Genomic DNA, 24,417 nt, shown 5'->3' with positions numbered 1-24,417 from the left:
GGTATTAAATTGGGTTTTAATTAAAAAAGAACGGGGCAGGAAAGTCGCTGTTCGAGTGAGAATTCGACCATAAGGAGATTTCATGGCGCGCACGCAAAATTTGCGGCATAACGTAATTAATCAGTTTATTGACGCAATTAATAACGGACATATCAGTTCACCGCTTCCATCTCAGTCAACGTTGGCAGATATGTACAGCATTAGCCGTACAACGATTCGCCATACGCTAGGGCATCTTCATCAGTGTGGAATTTTAGATAAAGTCGGTAATGACTATGTGATTGTGCGTATGCCCGAGGCCGACGATGGATTTGATACCATCACCGAGATGCCGCAGGATCAGCTGACTTTGTTTGAACAGGCGTTTTATAAAATGATTCATCGGCGGGAATTATTGCCGGGTGATACTTTTACCGAGCTACAGCTGGCCCGTTTGGTTAATGTCAGCCCGGTTGTTGTTCGTGAGTTTTTACTGCGTTTTTCCCGCTATAACCTGATTGAAAACTTGCGACGCGGGCAGTGGAGCATGCTGAAGTTTGATCAGACTTATGCTGACAAGCTGTTTGAACTGAGGGAACTGTTAGAAACTCATGCACTTAACCGGTTTATGAACCTGCCTGAGCATGATAATCGCTGGGTCTTAGCTAAAGAATTGCTGTATCGCCACCGCCAGTTAAGAGAAACCGTTGTGCTGAACTATCGGGCTTTTTCGGTGTTGGATCATGAATTTCACGGGCTGATTCTCTCGGCTGCGGATAATCCGTTTTTTAACCAGTCAATTGAGGTTATTACGGTTATCTTTCACTTCCATTATCAGTGGGATGAGCGAGATTTGAAAGAACGTAATATTCTGGCAATTGAAGAACATATGGCAATTTTAAGTGCAATGATAAGTCGTAATGATTTGAGTGCAACCAATGAACTACGGCGGCATTTAAACACGGCTAAAAACTCGATGGAGAGGTCTATTAGTCAGCAAAATGTATGACCCGACTAAGGAGGTTTTTAACAATAATACCGGAGGTTAAGGGGGTTCCAAGACCTCCGGCATATTGATTTATAGCGTTACATCACTCTTAAATATCGCCAATTCCCGAAATCATGACGTTCATGGCAGGCTTGCTTTTCACCGCCGGCAATCTGGCTAATCAAATGGATAAAAGAATCTAAAGCCTGATCCATAGTGGTTTCATACACCAACTGCCCGGCAGCGAAGCCTATCCAGTAGGTTTTCGCTTGGCTAAGTCGCTATTAGTGGCAATTTTAACCATTGGTACAAAACCGCGGTAGGAATAAGTATATATCCTTGCCCAAGCAAAATATTCTAGTATCAATTTGTTGTTTTTATCAATTTAAAAACGGTGGTTGGCTATTTACAGAGCCTTGTAAAATAACTATCTGTCTAATGTATATAGAGATATTTTTATTTTTTAGTTAAGTTAATGAGTTAATAAATAAAATTTAATTTTAAAATATTTATTTAATTTCAATTGGTTGGGTTGTTTTTTGGTTTTTTTAAAATCCATCGATATTAAATTTATCTTCATATGGAAAATATCGTTATCCATGGCGGTTATATTTATAAGATGATTTTTAATGGATAAAAAACAGATTAAATACAGGAAAAGTAAATCTATCGCACGATATTGAAATAAGAAAATCTCAATTCTCCTCGACTCAATCTACTCTCATTCCAATCTGGTGTTCTTGCCCAACAGCGAATTAACTTCAACACAATGATTAAGGATAGTGAACATGAAAGGTTATCTAAACCGGCACGGCTTCCCACATAAAAATTATCCGGAAAAGATTGTTCAATTTGGCGAAGGTAATTTCTTACGCGCTTTTATTGACTGGATGGTTGATATTCTTAACGAGAAAACTGACTTTAATAGCGGAATTACCATTGTTCGCCCGATAGACACTAAACAACCGATGCTGAATGAGCAAGACGGGCTGTACACAGCCGTAATTCGTGGTCTAAATGAGCAGGGGCAGCCGGTTGCTGAGCCGCGTTTAATCAGCTCAGTTAATCGTGAAATTTCGGTCTATCAGGAATTTGAACGCTATCTGGCCTGTGCGGAGAACCCGGATTTAGAATGGATTTTCTCTAACACAACCGAAGCGGGTATCAGCTATAGCGAAGATGATCATTATGCCGACTGCCCGCCAGCGACTTTTCCGGCTAAGCTGACCCGTTTTTTACATCAACGATTTACCTGCTTTAACGGCGCTGATGATAAAGGCCTGATTATTGTTCCCTGTGAACTAATTGATTATAACGGCGAAAAGTTGAAAGAGTATGTTATGGCTTATGCTACCCGCTGGCAGTTAGAGCCGCAGTTCCTGAGCTGGTTAGAAAATAGTAATACATTCTGTTCTACGCTGGTTGACCGTATTGTTACCGGCTATCCGCATGGAGAAATTAGTGAGCTGGAGCAACAGTTAGGTTATCAGGATCGTTTTTTGGTTACGGCTGAATATTTTTATCTGTTTGTTATTCAGGGGCCTGAATGGCTGAAAGATAAGCTTAAGCTGGATCAGGTTTCGCTAAATATTCACATTGTTGATGATATTAAACCCTATAAAGAACGTAAGGTGGGGATCCTCAACGGAGCTCACACTGCCATGATGCCGGTAGCCTATCTGGCCGGTTTACGCACGGTTGGTGATGCAATGAACAATCCGGCGATCTCTGGCTTCGTTGATCGGTTATTACAGCAAGAAGTGATTCCGGCTCTGTCATTAGATAAAGATGAACTAAAACAGTTTGCTTCTGACGTGATTGCCCGCTTTAGCAACCCGTATATTCAACATGAGCTATTGGCTATTTCATTAAACTCACTCACTAAATTTAAGACTCGTTTATTGCCTCAGCTCATCACATACCAGCAGCAGTACCAACAGGTTCCTGAATATATTGTATTTGCATTGGCATCACTAATTCTATTTTATCGCGGTGAATATAATGGTGAAAAAATACCATTAACTGACGATGACTATTTATTAGAAAGGTTTAAATCATGGGCACCATTATATGATTCCCAGCCACAAAAACTGGCGGAAAATATTCTGGCAATGTCTGACCATTGGGAACGGGACCTTAACCAGATTCCAGGCCTGACAAGTGCGTTGGCTAAGGCCTTAACCGATTTGATTAAAAATGATGTAGCAACATCTATACCGGCATAAAAATATTTAAAAGTAATAAAAAATCAGTTATCGGTGGGTTAATTAATCACCACATAACTTAAATTAAAATAGAAGATATCTATAAGGACTCTGCCTTTTAATATAAAAGGTAGGGATTCCTTTATGGCTATCTATGTCATTACTGTTTTCGGAGGAAAGCATGGAAAGAAATGAAGCAACGTTATCGGCGGGCGAAAATATAGATAAAGGGCGAATATCGCCAGAAGTTTCTGCCACTGTTGCGCGCCCGTCCCGTATTAAAAGAATTCAAACTGTCGCGATGTTGATGTTGTTTTTCGCTGCGGTGATTAATTATCTGGATCGCAGTTCACTTTCGGTTGCTAACCTGACCATTCGTGAAGAACTAGGCTTAAGCGCAACGGAGATTGGTGCGCTATTGTCGATATTTTCGCTGGCCTATGGTTTTGCTCAGTTACCTTGTGGAGCGCTGCTTGATCGTAAAGGTCCGCGTATTATGCTGGGCTTGGGCATGTTTTTTTGGTCATTGTTTCAGGCGGCGGCCGGTATGGTCCACACCTTTGCTCAGTTTGCGTTAGTGCGTATTGGTTTGGGTATTGGTGAAGCACCGATGAATCCATGTGGTGTGAAGGTTATCAACGACTGGTTTAATATTAAAGATCGCGGCATGCCGATGGGGATCTTTAATGCTGCATCTACCATTGGTATGGCGATTAGCCCGCCGATTCTGGCCGCGATGATGTTGATGATGGGATGGCGCGGTATGTTTATCACCATCGGGCTGTTTGGGATTGCGCTGTCTATCGGCTGGTACATGATTTATCGCGATCGGGGCAGCTTTGCTCTGACAACAGAGGAAGAGAAGTATCTCAATGAGGGGAGCGTTGCTTCTAAAAAGGAGCCGATGTCATTTAAAGAGTGGCGCTCTCTGTTTAAAAATAAAACCATGTGGGGAATGATGCTGGGCTTTAGCGGCATTAACTATACCGCATGGCTATATCTGGCATGGTTACCGGGATACTTACAGACTACTTATAATCTGAACTTAGCCAGTACCGGCATGTACGCTGCGATTCCATTTCTGTTTGGTGCCGCAGGTATGCTCAGTAACGGCTTTGTGACTGATGCGATGGTTCGTCGTGGTATGAATCCGATTAAGAGCCGTAAGATCTGTATTGCTATCGGCATGTTCTGCTCTGCGGCATTTACTGCGGTTGTGGCTCAGGCTGACAGTACTGGCATGGCCGTGGTGTTGATTGGTATGGCTCTGTTCTGTATTCACTTTGCCGGTACATCATGCTGGGGTCTTATTCATGTTGCGGTACCGTCACGTATGACCGCATCTGTGGGGAGCATTCAGAACTTTGCCAGCTTCCTGTTTGCTTCAATTGCCCCAATCGCGACCGGTTGGATTCTAGATACCACCAAGTCCTTTAATCTGGCATTGGCGATTTGTTCCGGTGTTACGGTACTAGGCGCTTTTGCTTATATTTTCTTAGTTCGTTCGCCAATCAAAGATAGCGACATCTAATATCAGGTGGTTAGCTGTGAAAGAAGCCCTGCTGTTTAATCAGTGGGGCTTTTAAATTATCTTATTTCACTTCTCAGAAACAGGATGTTTTTTTATATGTCGGCGATAAATAAATTTTCTTAAATGACCATCCCGCAAAGCCCCAACCAGCCAGCCTAGCGAGGCGTAGCAAAGTCCAAGAACTAACATCATAACGACATCGAAACCGACTTCGGTGATGGATTGTCCCATTTGGTCTATGCCAGCGATAGCCTTAGTTGCCCATGTAGACGGAAGCAAATGCGAGATAAACCATACCCATGTCGGCATAGACTGTAGCGGCCAGATGGTGCCTGAAATATAGAACACCGGCGTGGTTACTAATGCCAGCGTCAGGTAAATCAGCTCGACGTTGCGCAGGCATTCGGTAATCAGTTTAGCCAGGCCAAGCACCGCTAAAATAAACGGGAAGGTCAGCAGCAGTAAATCGGGTATTGGTGCCGTTTGTCGGTAGCCTAATAGCATCGGCCAGACCACAAATAACACAATGGATAAGAATAACCAGATAGGAATCAAACCGGATAAACAGCCAAGATACACCGGCAAAGGTGGTTTTCCTGTGGGTAACGTATGCAGCACAATGCTGGTTCGGGTGCCTGCGATTAATAGTGAATGCTGGAGTAACATCACCATCAGACCGGGAAAGGTAATCGCGGCGTAGCTGATACCCGGATTAAACAGTTCGACGCTTTGCCCTTTAATGGGCGATAGAATCATACTGATTTGTAACGGTGAAAATCCGTTGTTCATCAGGATTTCTGTATTATAAGCCAGCGTCATTGTACGGTAAGCAGAGACAATATCTTGCTCTATCTGTCCGTTAGCCAGTCGATTAGTGGCGTCACCAAATGCCGGAATAGTCACCGTTTTACCCTGTAGTATTCGCTTTTCCATATTGGGCGGAATAATGACAACGGCAAACAGCTTACGAGCAGCCAGATCTTTCTTTGCACTATCGACGGATTCGTAATTTTTAACCGCAATTTTTGAACTGGAGTCCAGACTGCGAATCACCATGCGGCTGGCGGAACTGTGGTCCTGATCGATAACGCCAACCGGCAAATCCCATACGGAATGATTAAGATAAACCAGGCTCATAACGCACAATGAAAATACCAGCATCAGCCACAGCGGTTTTTCCAGCATGCGGGTGGTGATCATCATAAATCCGCGAAAATAGCCCTTGATCATTATTTGATATCCTCACCGTGCAGGCGTTTAGGTAAGCGCTTACGCACTAAGAACGCGGTGACGATTGGGTAAACCAATAACAGAGCGCAGACCGAAATCAGTGATGACGCCGGCACCCCACGCAAAAAGACGTCGAACAGGGCATATAGCGCATGGGTCAGTGGCTCGATATTGGCAATGATTTGGGCTATCAGCGGCATTGACAGCTCCGGTACGGCGATACCGGAATAGGTCATGGCTACGCCGACTAATAAACCAATCAGGGTATAGGCAGTAATAATGTCTTTGGTGAAGGTAAAGAGCAGCAGGCCAATACTTTGCGCTGCCATAATATAGAAGAAGCCAATAGCCAGCATAAACAGAGGATTGCCATTAACGCTGGCGCCGGAATAGATCACCAAGGCGGCCAGCTGAACCATCAATAAGATAGTATAGCTGATGGTATAAGGGGCCAGTTTTCCCATCAGTGCCAGACTAAATGGCCGGGCTGCGAGCAGCATTTTCCGTCGGCTAAGGACATAAATAGTGCAGGTCACCACAAACAGCTGCAGGATATGAATAGTGGCAGCGAACAGCTGGTAATAGATAAAGTTTCCGCTGGCGTTAAACAGGCTCTCATAAGAGAGATTAACCGTCGCCAAGGCCGGAAGCGGCTTACCGATGGCCGTGGAAATAATCGCAGTATATTCCTGACTGATTTCTGCCGTCAGGCCCGGAAAGTCCTGAGTTGAATAAAGTCCGGCTCCGTAGAACAGCGCATTGTAGTAGAGCACCGGGCTGGGCTGGCGACCGGCTAATACGTCGGCTTCGAAATTATGAGGAATATATAGTAGGGCGTAAATATTAGCTGAGCGTAGATCGCTCAGCGCCCGTTCAAGTCCTTCACTATATTGGCTGACCTGAGCGTGCGAACCGGCATCCAGATCTCTGATCAGGCGTTTAGATAATATGCTGTTGTCATTATCCACTGCGGCAACCGGTAGCTCGAGTAAGGTACCGGCGGAAAAATTGGCGCTGATTAAAATAAACAGCATTAATGGAAAAATCCACGTTAGCCAGTGTAAAACGACGCTGCGCGATGCGGCTTTGGCCTCAACGTTAAAGCTGCGATTAAAGCATCGCCACCTGGCCTTTAGTCTTCCCATTTCCATAATGAACTCATGCCGGGACGAAGACCTTCAACCTGTTTGATCGGGTAGAGACGAACTTCGAAGGTTTTTAAATCAAAATCGCCGGTTGCGCGCGTTGCACGCTTAGTGGCGAAATCTCCCATTGGGGCGATATATCTCACCTCAGCTTCAATCTGTTGATTATTTAAGGCCGGAACCTGCAATGTGATTTTATCGCCTTTGCGTACCTTGGCTAAGATATCTTCCCGCAGGTTAAAGACAAAATATGCGTCCGGCAGGCGGATAATGGTTAACAACGGACTTGAGGCATTGAGTAGTTCCCCTTGCTCTGCCGGAATAGAACCGACTTCACCACTGACCGGCGCTTTGACCATCAGATCATCCTGCTGGACTTTAATCTGCTGCAGATTCTGCTCGGCCTGCCGCAGTGCTGCCGCGTAATATTCACGCTGCTCGTTACGGTCTCCGTTAATGCCTTCATCAAGATTGGCTTTTGCCGCTTTGACCTGCTGGGCTGCGGTATCTCTGGCTTTTAATGAGTTGTCGAGCATGGTGGCCGAGACGTAGCCTTTTACTGCCATGGCCTGATTACGCAGGTAGTCTTCCTGAGCATTTTTATAGGTAGCCTGAGCTTGGGCGAGTTCGGCTTTTAAATTGCGAATATTTTCTTCACGGGTGCCGTTTGCTGATTCATTCCAGCGGGCTAATGCCTGATCCCGTGCGGCTTCAAGTGATTTGACTTGAGCTATTAGTTCCGGGCTTTCTAAAGTAATCAGAAGCTGCCCGCTTTTAACGTCGTCGCCGCGTTGTATATGGCGCTCAATTACCCGCCCCTTAGCTTTGGAGGTGACCAGAACTTCCGGGGCATCGACTTCACCCTGTAGCAAGATATATTGATTGTGGGCACGAAATAATATGGCCAACGCAACAATAACAACAATAAATAGTAGGGTGAAAATAGACTGTTTTTTCATATTGGTTTTATCGTTGTGATTATCGTTTATTGATGAATGTTTTTTAATCCAGGGCACAGAGACCCTAGCCGTAAATGTCAGACTAATATTGCTATGATGGGTATCTGGTTGTTAGCAATAGAAATGAACAATACATTCATTTGATATTATTGATATATATGGCTGAATGAGTCGTTTTATGGCAACCATGTAGTATAGAGATTCTACATTAATTTTGTTGGGCGCGAGTAGTTATGGGTTTGCATAAAGTGCTAAAACGATTCTTTAGATAATCTGATGCAACGAGTTTGCTATTGGTGAATGGAATTGTTTTAGCTTTTGGTATTTGAATATGACACACGTTTGCCTGGTTCGTCATCCCGTTGAAAAACGAGATCCAGTCATTGGATTTGACCTTTGGTCTGATTGTCTTTGAATAAGCAGAATAAGAAATGGTTCCACTAGGGTTAAGTGCCTAAGGTCAACGGCTGGAGCCCGTAGCCCCCAGCTCGTCATCCCGTTGAAAAACGGGATCCAGTCCTTGAATTTGACCTTTGGTCTGATTGTCTTTGAATGAGCAGAATGAAAAATGGTTCCACCAGAGACGAGTGCTTAAGGTCAACGGCGGTTTCTTTGCTATTGGTTTTTCCACACTTCGGCGGCGACTTCAACGGTGAGTTTGAGTTTATCCCACTGCTGTTCTTCCGCCAGCGAGTTGCCCTCTTCGGTGGAGGCGAATCCGCATTGGGGGCTTAGGCAGAGTTGGTTGATGTTTACATACTGTGAGGCTTCCTGAATACGCCGTTTTACATCTTCAGGATTTTCTAATTGTCCGGTTTTGGTGGTGACTAATCCCAGTACGACCTGCTGGTGGCCGGGTTTGATAAATCTTAGCGGTTCAAAGCCACCGGCGCGTTCGCTGTCGTATTCAAGGAAGAAGGCATCGACGTTGACGGAGCCAAACAGGAGCTCTGCCACCGGCTCATAGCCGCCTTCGGATATCCAGGTTGAGCGGAAGTTGCCGCGGCATACGTGCAGGCCGATAACTAAGTCTGCTGGTTTATCTTTTATCGCGGTGTTGATCACCCACGCATAGATTTTTGCTAATTGCTCCGGGTCATCACCTCTGGCTCGAATTTGTGCGCGCTGATCTTCTGAACAGAAGTAAGCCCAAACCGTATCGTCCAACTGGAGATAGCGGCATCCGGCATCATAAAATGCTTTTATGGCCAGCCGGTAGGTTTCAGCCAAGTCGGCAAAGTAATCGTCTAAATTCGGATAAACGCTACTATCGATGGCTGCCCGTCCGCCGCGAAAGTGCAGCATGCTCGGGCTTGGAATCGTCATTTTAGGTACGGCATTTTTAACAATGCCGGATAAAAAACGGAAATCGTTCAGCATCGGGTGGTCCGTAAAGCCCAGTTTGCCGGTAACTTTGATGCTGCGGGCTTTTGTCTGAACGCCGTTGAACTGAATCCCCTGTGCTACTTCTGCACCTTCAACGCCGTCTAACCCTTCGAGAAAATCAAAGTGCCACCATGCCCGGCGGAACTCTCCGTCGGTAACTGCTTTTAGCCCGGTCTCTTCCTGGCGGGTGACGATTTTTCTGATTTCATCATCTTCGACCTGACGTAGCTGCGGCGCGGTAATCTCGCCGTTGCTAAACTGCAGACGAGCCCGCTTCAATGGTTGCGTTCGTAATAGGCTGCCGACGGTATCAGCGCGAAACGGTGGTAAATTTTTTGACATGATGTGCCTCTTGAGAATAAGTTATTTGGACGTTTAGATGTCTAAACTGATTATTCATCCTGTCACTATCACCGCATGAGGGCAATTGAATAATATTCATCGATGATGAATATTATTCATGTTGAGTGGCAAAAAACCGCTAAAATCGGGGTGCATTTGGGGATTGATGCTGGACGCTTATCCATTAGCGAGCTAGTCTGATGCACATTACGTTAATCGCTGCCTCCTAAGGATGATTCACTCATAACTATGAATAAAGACAGAGCATTAACGCTTGAAGCGTTGAGAGTCATGGATGCTATCGATCGCCGCCGCAGTTTTGCTGCCGCCGCAGATGAACTTGGCCGGGTTCCTTCCGCGCTGAGTTATACCATGCAAAAATTAGAAGAAGAGCTGGATGTGGTGCTCTTCGATCGCTCCGGCCACCGGACTAAATTTACCCCGGTAGGGCGTTTATTACTGGAGCGCGGGCGCATTTTATTAGAGGCCGCTGATAAGCTGACATCGGATGCTGAAGCCTTATCCCGCGGTTGGGAAACCAATATAACGATAGTCACTGAGGTTTTGGTGCCGGCTTATCGGCTGTTTCCGCTGGTAAGCCGTCTGGCTGAAAAGTCAGATACTCAAATGTCGATTATTACTGAAGTATTGGCCGGCGCCTGGGAGCGGCTTGAAATGGGAACCGCCGATATTGTTATTGGCCCGTCCAGCTCATTCAGGCAGTCTTCTGAAATTAACTCCAGCCCGTTGTATAAAACTACCAGTCTGTACGTTGCCGCACCTGACCACCCGATTCATCAGGAAGAGAATCCTTTAGATGAAGCGACCCGCCTGAAGTATCGGGGTATTGCTATTGCCGATACTGCCCGCGAACGCCCGATTTTAACCGTTAAGGTGCTGGAGAAACAGCGCCGGTTAACGGTGAGTTCAATGACGGATAAACACCGCGCATTGATAGACGGTCTGGGAATTGCCACGCTGCCCTTGTCGCTGATCCAAGACGATCTAAAAGAGGGCCGCTTAAAAGTGATTGGTGACGATCCGGGGGCAGAGGTCGAGATCATTATGGCATGGCGGCGGGATCAGATTGGCAAAGCCAAAGCCTGGCTATTGCGTGAAATTCCTAAGCTGCTGACCGGGGCGTAAAGCTCGGCCGCTTAAATCTATTATTTTTCAAATTCAGGTTGTTGTATGACGCGTCGCAGCGCTCTTTATCAGATGCATGCTGCCGCGATACTTTTTGGTATCTCGGGTATTTTTGGCAAGCTTATTATCAGCGGTGTGGCCGTATTGGTCTTTGGCCGGGCCGCTTTTGCCGTTCTGTCACTTTCGCTGTTAATGGTGAAATCTCGTCGCCTGCCATGGCAAGGAATCAGCGTTCAACAGATTGCTATTTTATTGGCGTTGGGGCTGCTGTTAGTGGCTCACTGGATGACCTTTTTTATTGGCATTAAAGTGGGCGGGGTGGCGGTAGCTACCTTGGGCTTTGCCTGTTTCCCTGCGGTTATCGCGCTGTGTGAAAGCCTGTTTTTCCGTGAAAAGCTAACCAAAACCGAATACACCTTAATTATTCTTGTTTCACTCGGGCTGATTCTGGTGACGCCAAGCTTTGATTTCTCTGATACGGCTACTGAGGGGCTGCTTTGGGGGATCGCATCCGGTGTGACTTACGCACTGCTGACTATTGGTAACCGTAACGTGGCGGCAAAAATGTCGGGGGTACAGGTAAACTGGTGGGAAAGCCTGTCAGTCTTACTGTGCCTGCTGCCTTTTGCCTTTAGCGATTTATCATCAGTGCCGTGGCTCGATTGGGTATGGATTGCCTGCCTCGGATTATTGTGCACCGGCTTGTCTTACAGCTTTTTTATTAACGGCTTGAAAGTCATTAATGCCCGCACAGCGGCGTTGATTATCTCGCTAGAGCCGGTATATGCCATTGTGGCCGCGTGGATTCTGTTTAATGAACAGCCGGGACTACGGATGATATCAGGCGGTGCGCTGATTATTTTTGCCGTTATCTGGTCTACCCGCCAGAAGGCGTAGGTTTCTTTGTTTATTTTCACCTGTCCGCCGTTGCGGACAGGTGAGTAGCGCTAGATATCAGATATCGTTACGACTAAGCGATTAAGGGAACTGCCCGCTGTTATAATCATCAATCGCCTGCTGAATTTCTTCTATGGTATTCATCACAAAAGGTCCGTACTGAACAATCGGCTCATGTAGCGGTTTACCTGCCAGCAGCATTACCCTGCCGCCCAAAATATCCGCCTTTAAGTGCACCATGTCGCCATCGCTTAGAATGGCGGTTTGGTCAAATAGTAAGGTATGGTCATCAATCTCAATTTCACCTTCAAATAAAAACAGTAGCGCATTCATTCCCGCCGGAATTGGAATATGAATTTCTCCGTGAGGGGATAAATCAATATCTGCAATCAGCGGCTGCGTGACGTGGGCCTGAACCGGGCTGGTATAGGTCTCTCCGTCGATTGTCAGCGTGCCGGCAATCAGGACAATTTGACCGCTTTCCAGCAGTGAGATATTGGGTAACTGTTCGGCGCTAAAGTTCTGATAGCTGGCCGGCTTCATCTTTTCTGCCCGCGGCAGGTTTAACCAAATCTGAAAGCCACGCATTTGGCCGTCAAGCTGCTGGGGCATTTCTGAGTGGATAATACCTTTACCTGCGGTCATCCACTGAATTCCGCCTGATTTTAACTCTCCGCGGTTTCCGGCGTGATCTTCATGCAGCATATTACCTTCAAGCATGTAGGTAATGGTCTCAAAACCCCGATGGGGATGGTTGGGAAAACCGGCAAGGTAGTCTTGCGGGTTGTCAGAGAAGAAAACGTCCATCATCAGATATGGATCCATTCTCTGCCCGTCGGTTTGGCCCAGTGCGCGCTTTAAACTGACGCCTGCGCCGTCCTGCGTGGCCTGGGCGTGGAGGATTTGTTTGACGGTTCGGTACTGTTGGCTGCTCATAATCTTATCCTTGCTAATCGATGAAGCGGTCATAACGATCGTGAGGCGCATTAAGATCTTGCTTAGGTCCGATAGAGATGATGCCTGTCGGGTTGATCGTCTTGTGACTGCAATAGTAGTGATGTCGGATATGCGGAAAATTCACCGTGTCTGCAACGCCGGGATGTTGGTAAATATCCCGTAGGAATCCATATAAATTAGGATAGTCGCTGATACGTTGGTAGTCACATTTAAAGTGGGTGACATAGACAGGATCGAAGCGTACCAGAGTGGTCCACAGTCTCAGGTCAGCTTCGGTTAACTGATTGCCGGTCAGATAGCGTTGCCCCGACAAAATGAGCTCCAGCTTATCCAGTGCCTGAAAAACGTTTGCTACCTCAGCAGAATAAACGTCCTGTTGGGTTGAAAATCCGGCTTTATAAACACCATTGTTAACATCCTGATAGATCCACTCATTCAGGCCGTTGATCTGGTTATGCAGTGCTTCAGGATAGTAATCCGTCGGCTTGGCGCCTAAATGGTCAAACGCAGTATTAAACATGCGGATGATCTCAGCGGATTCGTTGCTGACAATGGTATTTTTTTGTTTGTCCCAAAGAACGGGCACCGTTACCCGTCCGCTGTAGTCGGGCACGGCTTTCAGATAAACCTGATAAAGATAGTCAAATCCAAACAGGGAGTCGCCGGTCGCGGCCTCAAAGTCGGTAGCAAACGTCCAGCCGTTCTCCAGCATTAAAGGATGAACAACGGAAACTGAAATTATCTGTTCAAGCCCTTTGAGTTTACGCATCAGTAAGGTTCGGTGCGCCCACGGGCAGGCCAGAGAGACATAAAGATGATAGCGGCCGGGCTCGGCTTTAAATCCGGCATCACCGCTCGGGCCGGCTCTGCCGTCGGCGGTTATCCAGTGGCGAAATTGTGGCGATGTACGCTTAAAATGGCCGTTGCTTGATTTAGTGTCATACCAAACATCCTGCCAGACTCCATTAACTAATTGTCCCATATGTACCTCCGCAGATAGCTGTGGCTGGTAGACCCTCGGTATATGCAGTGACGTTAGTAGCTACATACTTTGAGTATAAAAGGTATTGTTTATATTCGCCCGTGGGTTGTTTTTTATCGATGAATATAGCGATTGAGGATTTTATAAAAAATAACGGGCTGCATAGGTTACGCAGCCCGTCGGTTATGAGTTGATTACCATTTCTTTTTCAGCAGGCCATCAATACTCCATGCACCCGGGCCAGACACCGCAAGTAACAGGTAGCCACCGGCAATGGTCAGGTTCTTCATAAACATTAGCTGGTTTGCGCCTTCGGCAAAGTTAATGTGGAAGATAAACGCCGTTGCCAGAGTAAAGATGACGGTAAATAATGCCGTTGTACGGGTCAGGAAGCCAAACATAACGGCCAGACCGCCACCGAGTTCAAGCAAAATTGTTAGCGGTAAGAAAAATCCGGGAACGCCCATTGCCTGCATATATTGTTGGGTACCGGCATAGGCATCGCCTAATTTTCCGTAGCCAGCCACGATAAACAGGATTGGCATTAAGATACGGGCTATCAGGATGGCCAGATTATTAAGGTTTTGCATTTTGTTTCTTGAACTCCATCAGGGTGATTTAATTTGCTCGGGCCTTATCAGCGGCACAAACATTGTCTCGTTAAGATGGTGTAATCGTAGTTCAAGGGATAAAAATATGTTAGCTAGAAGAATTGTATAATTGATTCAAAAAAATTGAATATTGATGTTTAATTTATCTTTATGAAAAATATGTATTTTTTATTTTGCAGGCCAATATGCAAACGAGTTAATTTAAATAACATCAGTTTTATTGTGGGGATTGATATGCTATAGGGAAGGGTTATTTATTGACGTTAAGATTGACGCTAAGATTGTTTCTGACAAAGCTTAACGTACTCCATATACCCAGTGCCCGGCGGCTCCAGAGCAGCAGTTTACGGGGGCGACGCAACGCGTATACAGCCAGTAGGCCAGCGCCTGCAGCGGTAAGCTTAGGGTATTTCATCAGAACCAGACAGCCATTATCAAAGGTGGCCGTCTGCTCTAAAAATGCCCGACGGTTGCCGGCAAGCTCCGATCGCTGCTGGGCTATCTTATTCAGCAGCAGCGCTTTTTTGAGTTGCCGTGCCTGCCGCCTGTTCATTTGTCATCCTGCAATAAAGAGTGGTCTAATTTAAGCTGGCTGCGCGTTTCTTTAAGAAACGTAGACTGGCGAGCTTTACTGATTGTCCAAATTCCACCGATTACCGTGAGAACCAACAAAATGCCGGTAAGAACAGATAGCGCTATAGTCCGATAGGCCGGATCGATAGCAAAACAGATCAGAATAAATAGTCCCATCAGGAAAAATCCGGCAAACAGTAGCGTTAGGCCAGCCATGATCAACAGTTGGATCAGGTTAGCTTTCTCTTCTTCCAGCTCAACCGAAATTAATTCGAGACGGGTTTCAACCATGCCTAATAGCAGGGTGAATATGCGCTGAATAATGCTCAGGGCACCTTTAGCAGGGCCCTGAGAATGCAAGTTATCCGGCATGATTAACGACGGGTTAACAGAACACCGAGCACCAGACCTACTGCTGCACCGATGCCAACGCCAGTCCACGGTTTTTCATGAACATAATTATCAGCGCGATCGGCAATTTCTTTGGTTTGATCGACGATTTTTTCGCTGGTATCGCTGAGGCGTGTACGGGTGTTTTTTAACAGATTCTCAGCCTTAGAGCGTAGCTTATCGAGCTCAGCTTTTGGCTTATCACCGGATGAATGAAGAATCTCTTCTAGCGTGTCTGCCAGTGTTTCCAGCTCGTCACGCAGTTGTGCTGAAGTGCTTTCTTTTTGCTGTGCCATATGGGTATACCCCTTAACGTTAGCGAAATGTACTATTAAACATAGACCATAATCACAGGTTATAAAAGGAAAAATTGTGCGATGAATGGTTTCAGTTTGTGATTTTAGCTGATAACTGATGGGAGACATCTTTATTTTAATCATAAAGTTACGGCCCGCTATGTTAATCAGTTAAACATAGCAGGCCGTAACAAGATAAACAGATAAACGGTTATGCGTAGCGTTAATTATTTTTTGTGTGAGCTATTTGAAAACTTTTTACGCCAAACAACGATGATGGAACCGACCAGGCCCAGCACCAGTAAAACAATGGGTAACAACACCAGACATTTCATCAATATGTCTTCATACAGATCAAAAACCTTGGTTTTGCCTAATCCGTATCCCAGGCTGGTCAGAATAAGGACCCACATAAACCCGCTTAGCCAGTTAAAGAACTGGAAGCGACGTGAATTGAGGCCGGATATGCCCGCCAGCGTAGGCAACAGGGTACGAACAAACGCCAGAAAACGACCGATAAATAATGCTGCCAGGCCGTGTTTATGGAATAAGTTATGTGCCCGCTGATGATAATGTGGGGGGATATGGGAGAGCCAGTTTTGTACCAGTTTAGTATTACCGACCCACCTGCCTTGAAGGAATCCTATCCAACTGCCAAGGCTGGCACCGGCGGTGAGAATAACAACGACTATCGGGTAATTGACGGCATCTTTTGCCACCAGTACGCCGACCAGCAAAAGGAGGCTATCACCGGGTAAAAATGCCGCGGGCAGAACGCCATTTTCTAATAATAAAATAACAAAAAGAATACCGTACAGTGTCCAAACCAATGATGGATTGGTCAACATTTCTATATCGTGATGCCAGAGTGCTTGCCAGAGCGTTTGTATTACATCCATTTTTTGTTCCTAAACATCGATCGGTATAACCGATACAGGTCCCCGTAGGGCGATAAACTGTCTGCTAGAGATCTATCTTGCTAAAGTAAGGCTTGGTATCTGGCATTTAAAATAACCCGAACATCCACAGACTTCTTTCAACGCTAGTTATCTACAGCTAAATGAATCAGCTACTAAGGATAATTTAAGATTTAAACTATCCGACTTATCGGTTTGGTGCATTCCCTCTCCACACGTTTTGTATGCTTTAATTGGTGTATCAGAGAGCAAAACCGAGAGAGCACTGTACCAAAGTTCATAAGGCTGAAACAGGGAAAAATCCGTGTTTCAGGCCTATCAGAGCGTTCTTTTAACATCTTTACAGAAATCGAAGCCGACAGAGTAACACTGGCTAATGGAGTGATTATTGATAAAGGCCAAATAACTCATCGAGTTATTGCGTTTTTATCAGCAAAAAATAGCCAACGGCTACGGCGATTAAACATAACGCTACATTCAGTATGATATTAAGGCCCGCTTTTAGCCATTCACCCTGGGTGAATAGTATCAGCGTATCGAATGAAAAGGTTGAGAAGGTGGTGAGTGCCCCTAAAAATCCTACTCCAATCAATGGCCTCCAGTGGGGGGAGATTAACGAACCCTGCGTCAGGGCCGCCATCAGTAGTCCCATAACCAGCGAACCACCTACGTTAACCGCCAGTGTCGCATAAGGGAAATTGGTGCCAAACCAGACGGAAAACCAGTTAGTTATCTGAAAACGACTGACTGCCCCGAGTGCACCGCCGAATGCAACAACCATTAACGTTATGCTATAGCTCATTGTTTCTCACGCTATCCTTTAGTTTATACGCAGGGGCTTTAGATGCTGCTCCCCCCGTTTTGTATGGCGTTTGTAATCTAAGGAATCTATGCATATAGAGTGACACTTCACCGGATATCTGCAAAGCAATTTGTACGATATGACCCTATTAGCTGCTGAATGACGTAATCCGATATATCTCCATGTGTATAAAGTATTTTCGATTAAAAATTAGATAACTAAAAAAGCCCCGATCGGGATGTGTTAGTCCAGACCGGGGCTTTGGTGTTTATCTGGCCTATTCAGCCAGATGGTTTAATCAATAACGCCAATAAGCTACTTCAACAACGCACGAGCATGGGTCAGTACGTTATCAACCGTAAAGCCAAACTCTTCAAACAGCTGCTCGGCCGGGGCTGATTCACCAAAGCTGTGCATACCGATGATGCTGCCGTTCAGACCCACATACTTAAACCAGAAGTCCGCAATGCCGGCTTCAATCGCCACGCGTGCCGTAACGCCTGATGGCAATACTGATTCACGATAGTTTTGGTCCTGACGGTCAAAGGTCTCGGTTGACGGCATCGATACCACACGCACTTTACGCCCTTCTGCCGTCAGTTTGTCTGCGGCATCAACCGCTAAGCTGACTTCAGAACCGGTGGCAATCAGAATCAGCTCCGGTACCCCGGCACAGTCTTTCAGGATATAACCACCGCGGGCCACGTTGGCCAGTTGCTCCGGCGTACGCGGCTGTTGGGTCAGGTTCTGGCGCGAGAAAATCAGGGCGCAAGGGCCGTCGTTGCGTTCAATGGCATGCTTCCACGCTACCGCGGACTCAACCTGGTCACACGGGCGCCATGTGCTCATATTTGGCGTCAGGCGCAGGCTGGCAATTTGTTCAACCGGCTGGTGCGTCGGGCCATCTTCCCCCAGACCGATAGAGTCATGGGTATACACAAACACGTTGCGAATTTTCATCAGTGCCGCCATGCGCACCGCATTACGGGCATATTCCATAAACATCAGGAAGGTCGCGCCNTACGGCAGGAATCCGCCGTGCAGGGCAATNCCGTTCATAATGGCAGACATNCCAAACTCACGCACGCCGTAGTGAATGTAGTTACCGGCTAAGTCATCCATTATCGATTTNGANCCGGACCAGATNGTCAGGTTACTCGGTGCCAGGTCAGCAGAGCCGCCGAGGAATTCCGGCAGGAACTTGCCAAAGGCTTCCAGCGCATTTTGCGACGCTTTACGGCTGGCAATATTGGCCGGATTNGCCTGTAACTGCTCAATAAACTTCTGTGACTCAAAGCCCCAGTCAGCCGGCAGCTCACCGGATACGCGGCGCTTAAGCTCNGCGGCTAATTCAGGATAAGCGGCTTGATAGGCAGCGAACTGCGCATTCCACGCCTGCTCTTTCGCCTGNCCGGCGGTTTTGGCATCCCATGCAGCATAAATATCTGACGGAATAACAAACGGCGCATGCGTCCAGCCCAGCGCTTCGCGGGTGGCAGCAATTTCAGCATCACCTAACGGCGCGCCGTGGCTTTCATGGCTNCCGGCTTTATTCGGTGAGCCGAAGCCGATAATGGTTTTNCACATTAACAGTGAAGGCTTGCCGGTCTCTTTCTTGGCTTGNTCAACGGCAGCGCGAATAGCATCAGCATCATGNCCGTCGATAGCCGGAATAACGTGCCAGCCATAGGCTTCGAAACGTTTGGCGGTGTCATCNGTAAACCAGCCCTCAACGTGACCGTCGATAGANATACCGTTGTCATCATAAAACGCAATCAGCTTGCCNAATTTCAGGGTACCGGCCAGTGAACAGGCTTCGTGAGAAACCCCTTCCATCATGCAGCCGTCACCCATAAAGGTATAAGTGAANTGGTCAACCACGTCGTGGCCNTGACGGTTNAACTGGGCGGCCAGCGTGCGCTCAGCAATCGCCATCCCTACCGCATTACAAATGCCCTGACCCAGCGGCCCGGTGGTGGTTTCTACGCCCGGCGCATAGCCGTATTCCGGGTGGCCCGGCGTGCGGGAATGCAACTGACGGAACTGTTTTAAATCGTCGATAGATAAGTCATAGCCGGTGAGATGAAGCAGGCTATAAATCAACATAGAGCCATGACCATTGGAAAGAACAAAGCGGTCACGGTTNGCCCAAAGCGGATTAGTCGGATTGTGGTTGAGGAAATCCCGCCACAGGACTTCNGCAATATCAGCCATGCCCATCGGGGCACCGGGGTGGCCGGACTTGGCCTTTTGCACAGCATCCATACTTAACGCACGGATAGCGTTGGCGAGTTCTTTATGAGAGGGCATTATTAACTCCATTTAGATGAAATTTTCAGGGGTAAAATAAAATGTATGCAAAATTTATCTGCTATCCCACAGCATTACGCGATGGGTGTATTTAGTAGGTATAGTTATAACAGTTTATCTACCCCAAGAAGTTAAATTTTTATAGGAAATCTATCAGAGCTTGGCTGCCAGCATTGCTTCTAGCTTAGCCTGATCGACCGCAAACAGGCGAATACCTTCAGCCAGCTTATCAATCGCCATCGGATCTTGATTATGCTGCCAGCGAAATTCTGCTTCAGTCATCATGCTCGGCCGGTTTAATACTTCATTAGTCGGGAACAGTTTACGCTCGACCGGACCCTGACTTTCTTGGAGCTGTTTCAATAAGGCCGGTGAAATGGTTAAACGGTCACAGCCGGCAAGCGCCAGCACTTGCTCAGTGCGCCGGAAACTGGCACCCATGATAACGGTCGGATAACGGTGTTGCTTATAATAGTGGTAAATCTCTCTGACAGAGATGACTCCGGGATCGGTTTCAGCCTGATAGTCGGTAATCGGTTGTTTAGCCTGATACCAATCGTAGATCCGGCCGACAAACGGCGAGATCAAATATACGCCAGCCTCTGCACAGGCTCGGGCTTGTGCAAATGAGAACAGCAGCGTCAGATTACAGTTGATGCCTTCGTTTTCCAGCTCTTCTGCCGCACGGATACCTTCCCAGGTTGCGGCCAGCTTGATCAAAATGCGTGATTTATCAATGCCCGCTTTTTGATATAGCGAGACTAGCTTGCGGGCTTTCGCGACGCACATGCCTCGATTGAAAGAGAGTCGGGCATCCACTTCGGTAGAAATCCTTCCCGGAATGCTTTTAACGATCTCCGCACCGATATATACCGCTAAACGATCGCAGGCGTTAATTAGCTGAGTCTCTTTATCGCCACCCTGTTGTTTTGCATCATTGATGGCTGCATCGATAAGATATTGGTACTGAGGGAGTTCGGCGGCTTTAAGAATTAATGATGGGTTGGTTGTGGCATCTTCAGGAGAGAAATTTCTAATTGAGTCAAGATCTCCGCTGTCGGCGACGACGGTAGTAACTTTTTTTAGCTCATCGAGCTGGTTCATAAGGGATTTCCTTTAATCATATATAAACCGATGCCCCGGTTGTGTGAGAACCGGGGTACAGGCAGCAGGGTTAACCCTGCTGCATTTGTTGTTCGTAATAGCTGATTCTTTCCACTTTGGCCGTTGAATTACCACCGTCGAACTCAGATTCAAGCCAAGCATCAATTAGCGTTTTTGCTAATTCACCGCCAATAACCCGTGCACCTAAGCAGATGATCTGAGCATCGTTACTTTTTCTGGCCCGCTGGGCAGAGAAGGTATCGTGACATTGTGCGGCACGGATCCCCGGAACTTTGTTGGCTGAAATACTCATACCAATACCGGTTCCGCAGATTAAAACCCCACGCTGATGTTTCCCGTCTTTGATTGCCTGAGCAACCTGAACGGCTATATCCGGGTACATCGTCGGTTCACGGTGTTGATCGCAACTGTAATCGACAACCGTAATGCCCTTATTCTGAAGAAAAGCAATGAGTTGGTTTTTCATATCAATAGCCGCGTCATCACAGCCGATAGCAATAGACAACATATGTATATTTCACCTCTTAACAAATTTAACTGTAATCCGGTTAATCATTTCTACTGCTGCTGTGCATCATAGTTAACGGGCTAAAGGTTAAGTTATTGAGCAAAATTATTCGGTTAGCAGATAGATAAAAATGACGTTCACTACAAAAGTTCATTGCTTGTTCTTTTGTTTATTATATTCGATCTTTTCATATGTCAAGTCAACAAACTTATGTTCGATTTTTAATTGATTTCTTTTTACCTATCTTTTTTGTGTCTATTTTTAATCTGATATTTTGTGTTTTATTGGAACAAATGATCGTGTAATTTGGGTTTTATTTATGATCTATCTCACAACGCGAGTATTTTTTGATAGCCAAAAGACATTTTTTACACATATTGTTCAATCGTACAATTAAAGTTCTTATGTTCATTGCGTGTTCATGACGGGTTGAAATATCTAACAAAATGGTTGTTAAAGGAGTTCAGCATGTGTAACGAATGTTCTAAAGATGCTCAGATGGCAGAAGGTATTCCACAGAAAATGCGCGCGGTTGTCGCTTATGGACCGGGCGATTATCGTTTTGAGATAGTCCCGGTTCCTACTATCGATGCAAAAGAGATTCTGGTTAAGGTTGAAGGGTGCGGTATTTGCGCCGGTGATACTAAGGCTTTTGGCGGTGCTCCCAGCTTCTGGGGCGATGATAAACAGCCTTCCTATATTAAAGCGCCGATGATTCCCGGTCATGAGTTTATCGGTCATGTTGTCGGGCTTGGTGCTGAAGTAGAAGGTTTCAAATTAGGCGATCGCGTAACGTCCGAACAGATTGTTCCTTGCTGGGAATGCCGTTTCTGTAAGCGTGGTCAGTACTGGATGTGTGAAAAACACGATCTTTATGGCTTCCAGAATAACGTTAATGGTGCGATGGCCGAATATTTAAAATTCACCAAAGAGGCAATCAACTATCACGTTCCTGACGACCTTCCTTTAGAGAAAGCCATTTTAATTGAACCTTACGCCTGTTCTTTCCATGCGGTACAGCGGGCCAATATCAAACTGGGCGATGTGGTCGTGCTGGCCGGTGCCGGTACTCTAGGCCTGGGCATGATTGGTGCAATTAAGAAATCTGGCCCTGCCAAGCTGATTGTTCTGGATCTGTCCGATGAGCGCTTAGCGCTGGCTAAGAAGTTTGGTGCCGATCTGGTCATGAATCCGGCTAAAGAAGACGTAATTACGCTTATCAAAGATATGACCGACGGCTATGGCTGCGATATTTATATTGAAGCAACCGGCGCTCAAAAGGCAGTGGATCAGGGGTTAACTCTGCTGCGTAAGCTAGGGACCTTTGTTGAGTTTTCGGTCTTTAAAGATCCGGTAACCGTGGACTGGAGCATTATCAGCGACCGCAAGGAGCTTGATGTTTTGGGATCTCACCTCGGACCTTACTGCTATCCGTTAGTGATTGAAGGTATCTGTAACGGAGACCTGCCGACAGAAGGCGTTGTGACTCATATCCTACCTCTAGAGAAGTTCGCCGAAGGCTTTGAGCTGGTTGAAAAAGGCGTTGGCTGTCTGAAAGTCGTTCTCGATCCAAATATGAAGTAATCAGGGTCCCTGCCTGCTGAGTAAGGCGGTTTTCCTTACGGGGAAAACTCGCCTTAATTCAGGTCGGTCAGGGTAGATGCTGATAAATAGCCTCGATTAATAAGTCCGATAATAAGTGATAAAAAACAATATTAATCATTGGGTTATTATCAAACTATAGGTGATAAAACCATGTTAAATAATTTGGTAAACAGGATCGGACTACCTAAGAAAATATTATTAGGCTATGTCGGGGTATTGATATTTATGGCCGGTGAAGGCTTAGAGCAAAGCTGGCTATCTGACTTTATTATCCGCCGCGGGCTGACGGTCGAAGAGTCCGGCATCATGTTCAGCGTTTACGGTTTTGCGGTTGCGATAGCGGCATGGCTTTCTGGCGTACTGGCGGAAATGTTTACCGCTAAAAGGGTGATGGCCGCAGGCGTAGTGATCTTTTTGATCGGATCGGTATTGTTCCTATCCGTTGGATTACCGAGTAATAATCTGGCGATTATGGTACCGACCTATGCCCTTCGCGGGCTGGGTTATCCGTTATTCTCCTACGGGTTCTTAGTCTGGATTGCCTATGAGGCGCCAAAAGCTAAACTCGGTTCGGCAGTAGGCATCTTCTGGTTTGTGTTTACCGGCGGGCTAAGCGTTATCGGTGTTTACTACGCCAGTATTGCTCTGCCGTTGATTGGCGAGATGATGACCTTATGGAGCGGGATTATCTTTGTGCTGGTAGGGGCGGTAATCGGCCTGATGTTAAGCAAAGATACTAAAGTGGCTACCGCATCAGATGAGCCGCCTAAAACCTTCGCCTACCTGTTTAAAGGCGTTTCGATTGCCTTCGAAAACTACAAAATCGGTCTGGGCGGAATTGTCCGTACCATCAACCTATCGTTCGCATTTGGTTTAATTGTTTTTCTTCCTACCTATTTGCAGGATGTTATTGGCTTTACCCGCGATCAGTGGCTGTCTATTTATGCCTTTATGTGGACCATCAATATCATTTTTAACCTGCTGTCTGGCGTAATCAGCGACAGATACGGCTGGAGCAATACCGTTATGTGGTTTGGCTGCGTCGGCAGTGCCATCTTTGTTCTGCTTATCTACTACGTCCCGACCCACTATGGCGTTGAAGGCTATACCTACACCATGTTGGTTGCCGGTGCTTTGGGTGCCTGTTTTGCCGGATTCGTTCCTCTTTCAGCCATTATGCCAACCCTCGCTCCGAATGATAAAGGCGCTGCGATGTCAGTGCTGAATTTAGGTGCCGGGCTTTGTGCCTTTGTCGGCCCGCTGATCGTCACCCTGTTTATTACACCGGTGGGTATTGAAGGGGTTATTTGGATTTTCTCCGGTTTATATATTGTCGCCGCAATTCTGATGAAGTTTGTCACATTGCCGGACGATCATGCCGAAGAGTCTTTTGATCAAGACCAACAGGATACGGTAAATGCAATGAAGGAGAGCCGCTAAGCACCGGCGCTATCTAGGTATTTATCGCGCTTTTCCTATCACTGGTTAGGTTTAGCATCAAACATTAGCTTTGTTATTGATTGACCGTTAAGGA

The 24,417-nt window shown here is 46.5% G+C and carries 22 protein-coding genes; 7 read left to right on the top strand and 15 right to left on the bottom strand.

Annotated elements, in window-relative coordinates; translation table 11 throughout:
* The first annotated feature begins 82 nt into the window (after positions 1 to 82).
* The 3 genes from YWE_RS0121460 to YWE_RS0121445 all read left to right on the top strand — a co-directional run bounded on the left by YWE_RS0121460 (position 83) and on the right by YWE_RS0121445 (position 4,702).
* Positions 83 to 988 (top strand): GntR family transcriptional regulator, encoded by a 906-nt coding sequence (locus YWE_RS0121460; protein ID WP_029096310.1) that lies wholly within the window; start codon positions 83 to 85, stop codon positions 986 to 988.
* Between the two features lie 767 nt (positions 989 to 1,755).
* Entirely contained in the window at positions 1,756 to 3,192 is a 1,437-nt protein-coding gene (locus YWE_RS0121450; protein WP_029096309.1) for a tagaturonate reductase, read from the top strand.
* Positions 3,193 to 3,352: 160 nt separating this feature from the next.
* Positions 3,353 to 4,702, top strand: coding sequence for an MFS transporter (locus tag YWE_RS0121445; RefSeq protein WP_029096308.1), 1,350 nt, complete (start codon positions 3,353 to 3,355; stop codon positions 4,700 to 4,702).
* Between the two features lie 66 nt (positions 4,703 to 4,768).
* Here the strand turns inward: YWE_RS0121445 and YWE_RS0121440 are convergent, their stop codons facing one another.
* The 4 genes from YWE_RS0121440 to YWE_RS0121425 all read right to left on the bottom strand — a co-directional run bounded on the left by YWE_RS0121440 (position 4,769) and on the right by YWE_RS0121425 (position 9,764).
* Positions 4,769 to 5,929 carry an ABC transporter permease gene (locus YWE_RS0121440; protein ID WP_029096307.1) on the bottom strand — a complete coding sequence of 387 codons (1,161 nt, stop codon included), beginning with the start codon at positions 5,927 to 5,929 and terminating at the stop codon, positions 4,769 to 4,771.
* A gap of 2 nt (positions 5,930 to 5,931) precedes the next feature.
* On the bottom strand, positions 5,932 to 7,083 hold the full coding sequence (locus tag YWE_RS0121435; protein WP_029096306.1) for an ABC transporter permease: 1,152 nt from the start codon (positions 7,081 to 7,083) through the stop codon (positions 5,932 to 5,934).
* On the bottom strand, positions 7,065 to 8,036 hold the full coding sequence (locus YWE_RS0121430) for an HlyD family secretion protein (RefSeq protein WP_029096305.1): 972 nt from the start codon (positions 8,034 to 8,036) through the stop codon (positions 7,065 to 7,067). Before YWE_RS0121430 ends, YWE_RS0121435 begins: the two co-directional genes overlap by 19 nt.
* Before the next feature lie 615 nt (positions 8,037 to 8,651).
* Complete coding sequence (locus YWE_RS0121425) at positions 8,652 to 9,764, bottom strand: cobalamin-independent methionine synthase II family protein (protein WP_029096304.1); 1,113 nt, start codon at positions 9,762 to 9,764, stop codon at positions 8,652 to 8,654.
* Positions 9,765 to 10,013: 249 nt separating this feature from the next.
* Here YWE_RS0121425 and YWE_RS0121420 point away from each other — a divergent pair, with 249 nt between their 5' ends.
* The gene (locus tag YWE_RS0121420; RefSeq protein ID WP_029096303.1) at positions 10,014 to 10,910 is read left to right on the top strand and encodes a LysR family transcriptional regulator; all 897 of its coding nucleotides are present in this window, start codon (positions 10,014 to 10,016) and stop codon (positions 10,908 to 10,910) included.
* 45 nt (positions 10,911 to 10,955) lie between these two features.
* The gene (locus tag YWE_RS0121415) at positions 10,956 to 11,807 is read left to right on the top strand and encodes a DMT family transporter (RefSeq protein WP_029096302.1); all 852 of its coding nucleotides are present in this window, start codon (positions 10,956 to 10,958) and stop codon (positions 11,805 to 11,807) included.
* Positions 11,808 to 11,888: 81 nt separating this feature from the next.
* Here the strand turns inward: YWE_RS0121415 and YWE_RS0121410 are convergent, their stop codons facing one another.
* The 11 genes from YWE_RS0121410 to rpiB form a co-directional block, all read right to left on the bottom strand.
* Positions 11,889 to 12,743 (bottom strand): pirin family protein, encoded by an 855-nt coding sequence (locus YWE_RS0121410; protein WP_036016817.1) that lies wholly within the window; start codon positions 12,741 to 12,743, stop codon positions 11,889 to 11,891.
* 13 nt (positions 12,744 to 12,756) lie between these two features.
* On the bottom strand, positions 12,757 to 13,746 hold the full coding sequence (locus YWE_RS0121405) for a glutathione S-transferase family protein (protein WP_029096300.1): 990 nt from the start codon (positions 13,744 to 13,746) through the stop codon (positions 12,757 to 12,759).
* A gap of 194 nt (positions 13,747 to 13,940) precedes the next feature.
* Complete coding sequence (locus YWE_RS0121400) at positions 13,941 to 14,336, bottom strand: DoxX family protein (protein ID WP_029096299.1); 396 nt, start codon at positions 14,334 to 14,336, stop codon at positions 13,941 to 13,943.
* A gap of 271 nt (positions 14,337 to 14,607) precedes the next feature.
* Positions 14,608 to 14,910 (bottom strand): YqjK-like family protein, encoded by a 303-nt coding sequence (locus tag YWE_RS0121395; protein WP_029096298.1) that lies wholly within the window; start codon positions 14,908 to 14,910, stop codon positions 14,608 to 14,610.
* Complete coding sequence (locus YWE_RS0121390) at positions 14,907 to 15,302, bottom strand: phage holin family protein (RefSeq protein ID WP_029096297.1); 396 nt, start codon at positions 15,300 to 15,302, stop codon at positions 14,907 to 14,909. Before YWE_RS0121390 ends, YWE_RS0121395 begins: the two co-directional genes overlap by 4 nt.
* Positions 15,303 to 15,304: 2 nt before the next feature.
* Positions 15,305 to 15,616, bottom strand: a complete 312-nt coding sequence (locus YWE_RS0121385; protein WP_029096296.1) for an ElaB/YgaM/YqjD family protein — start codon at positions 15,614 to 15,616, stop codon at positions 15,305 to 15,307.
* Positions 15,617 to 15,843: 227 nt separating this feature from the next.
* Positions 15,844 to 16,515 carry a DedA family protein gene (locus YWE_RS0121380; protein WP_029096295.1) on the bottom strand — a complete coding sequence of 224 codons (672 nt, stop codon included), beginning with the start codon at positions 16,513 to 16,515 and terminating at the stop codon, positions 15,844 to 15,846.
* 433 nt (positions 16,516 to 16,948) lie between these two features.
* Complete coding sequence (gene crcB / locus YWE_RS0121375; RefSeq protein ID WP_029096294.1) at positions 16,949 to 17,335, bottom strand: fluoride efflux transporter CrcB; 387 nt, start codon at positions 17,333 to 17,335, stop codon at positions 16,949 to 16,951.
* Positions 17,336 to 17,650: 315 nt separating this feature from the next.
* Complete coding sequence (gene tkt / locus YWE_RS0121370) at positions 17,651 to 19,645, bottom strand: transketolase (RefSeq protein ID WP_029096293.1); 1,995 nt, start codon at positions 19,643 to 19,645, stop codon at positions 17,651 to 17,653.
* Positions 19,646 to 19,798: 153 nt separating this feature from the next.
* A complete protein-coding gene (gene tal, locus YWE_RS0121365; protein WP_029096292.1) occupies positions 19,799 to 20,749 on the bottom strand; it encodes a transaldolase in 951 nt (316 codons plus the stop codon).
* A 70-nt stretch (positions 20,750 to 20,819) separates the two neighbouring features.
* Positions 20,820 to 21,278 carry a ribose 5-phosphate isomerase B gene (rpiB, locus tag YWE_RS0121360; RefSeq protein WP_029096291.1) on the bottom strand — a complete coding sequence of 153 codons (459 nt, stop codon included), beginning with the start codon at positions 21,276 to 21,278 and terminating at the stop codon, positions 20,820 to 20,822.
* Positions 21,279 to 21,746: 468 nt separating this feature from the next.
* Here rpiB and YWE_RS0121355 point away from each other — a divergent pair, with 468 nt between their 5' ends.
* Both YWE_RS0121355 and YWE_RS0121350 read left to right on the top strand, forming a co-directional pair.
* On the top strand, positions 21,747 to 22,862 hold the full coding sequence (locus tag YWE_RS0121355) for an MDR/zinc-dependent alcohol dehydrogenase-like family protein (protein ID WP_029096290.1): 1,116 nt from the start codon (positions 21,747 to 21,749) through the stop codon (positions 22,860 to 22,862).
* Positions 22,863 to 23,033: 171 nt separating this feature from the next.
* Entirely contained in the window at positions 23,034 to 24,323 is a 1,290-nt protein-coding gene (locus tag YWE_RS0121350) for an MFS transporter (protein ID WP_029096289.1), read from the top strand.
* Positions 24,324 to 24,417 lie beyond the last annotated feature (94 nt).

The organism is Budvicia aquatica DSM 5075 = ATCC 35567 (genome assembly GCF_000427805.1).
GTDB lineage: Bacteria > Pseudomonadota > Gammaproteobacteria > Enterobacterales > Enterobacteriaceae > Budvicia > Budvicia aquatica.
This window is presented reverse-complemented; position numbering and strand designations above follow the sequence as displayed.